Source organism: Streptomyces spinoverrucosus (assembly GCF_006539505.1).
GTDB lineage: Bacteria > Actinomycetota > Actinomycetes > Streptomycetales > Streptomycetaceae > Streptomyces > Streptomyces spinoverrucosus.
Window position 1 is genome coordinate 1 of the sequence record NZ_BJND01000168.1, and the last position, 1,793, is coordinate 1,793.

The following is a 1,793-nucleotide window of genomic DNA, read 5'->3' on the forward strand; positions in this document are numbered from 1 at the left end:
GAGCTCTGAGGCGAGCTGGCGGATTGCGGGAAGCTGTTCATAGAGTTTGTCGCCTGCGCAATCGACGTTGACACCGTCACGGTGGCTCGAGATGCGTTCGAATGTGTATGAGTTGCCCACTGTGTACTGCTTACCGAAGTAGTTTTCCTGCGTGACGGTGGTGGTCAGTTCGGCAGTGCCTGCAGGGTCGCCCCCGTACTGGCCGAGCTTCCAGGCAGACACAGCGGCCACCGAGGCGAGGGCTTCCTGTGATGCGGGGAGGGCGGCATGGTTGCCGAGGACACCGATACCGCTCGATTCGCGGTTGAATCCGTACGTGTGGGCTCCCAGTACCGGCTTATCGGTGCCGCCCTTGCGGCCTTCAAAGATGGTTCCACACTTGTCGACCATGAAGTTGTAGCCAACGTCCTTCCAGCCGTTGGTCACCACGTGGTACCGATGGATAGCACGGATGATTGCGGGGGACTCGTCACATGAGTAATCATTGGTGCCAGCCGTGTGGTGCACGAATATGGCCTTAACCTCGGCGTTGTACTCCGGATCGTTCGAGGGGTCGCCAGGCTCGGCACCAGGCGGGAGCAGAGTCTCGTCGGCACCCCATCCGGCACGCGAGACGATCGGGGGCTGCCCCTCGCCTGCGCCCGGTTCTGCAGAGACACTTCCGCTGTCGGCTCCCGGGTCGACGAGGTCCAGCCGCGCCCCCGCCGGCAACTTGGCTGCGGCTTTGCCCTCATGTGTCGTACGCAGTTGCACGCCGTTGGAGGGCCCGACCCACACGGGATCGCTCGAACCACGCGCTGCCGTGGTTCCTTCATCGCCGCCGTGGCCGTGCCCCTCCAGATGAAACCACGATGACCAGGAGCCTGTCCGAGCATCCCGTGTACGAACCTCGACCGTACCTGGCAACTCGGTATCCGGGTTGTCCCAGCTGACCCCAAGCAAACTGAACGGCTTCGTTGAATGCTCATTCGGCAAATCTTCGGTAGCTTCCCCACCTTGCAGTGAGAGGTGGTGAGTGGATGACCCGGCAGGCGTCTTACCCTGCGACTCAGCCGCCTGCGCGACGCCCACAGCGGCAGCGTTGGCCATGCTGCCCACGGCGACTGCAATCCATACCTGATGTACCTTCATACTCTCACTTCCAAGCTGGCCCACCTTTAGGAGCCATCGCCGTCTTTTGGCAGCGGGATGCGGATGCGGAGCGCGCACCCTCTCTCCATGAATCAGCTTCCAGTCTGCCGCATTCCGAATTAGCGGAGTGCTAGACAGGCACTTCGGTGAGGCTGTGTGGAGGTGGGCGATGGGGGCCAGACGCAGCGCCCTTTCAGGTGGGGATTGACACTGGCCACACAGCTTTCGGCGTAGCCGTGGGGGCGTCAGTTATGTGATCACGCTGAATCGCCATCCCGCCGGTGCCGAAAAGCAGGGACGATGCAATCACGCACTGTCACAGCATGGATCCCAGCGAGCCCTCCGTGTGGTTTGTCACGGCTCAACAAGTGGGCAGGCCAGCGGCGACAGGGCAACCTGATGAGCTCATCTGCCCACTCTTTCCTGGTGGTTGAAGCTGGCTGGTCCGATACATCAGCGTCGACCTGCACAGGGGGATGGCAGTGCCCCCGCCTCGGACGGGGGGTACAGGCCGAGGCAGGGGCATCCTGTGCGTCAGCCCTGTTGGGGGGAGGTAACGCGGGCGGGCGCACAGTGCGCTCACAGAGGTTCGCCTGAGCGCACATCCCTCACCCTACGCACGTGCGCGTTATCGGATGCCTATCGCAACCTCAACTTCGGCA

General features: G+C 62.6%; 1 protein-coding gene. It reads right to left on the reverse strand.

The window, feature by feature from the left end:
- On the reverse strand, positions 1 to 1,089 hold a 1,089-nt coding region (locus SSP24_RS42305; protein ID WP_174864814.1), incomplete at its 3' end, for an N-acetylmuramoyl-L-alanine amidase.
- Between the last annotated feature and the right edge of the window lie 704 nt (positions 1,090 to 1,793).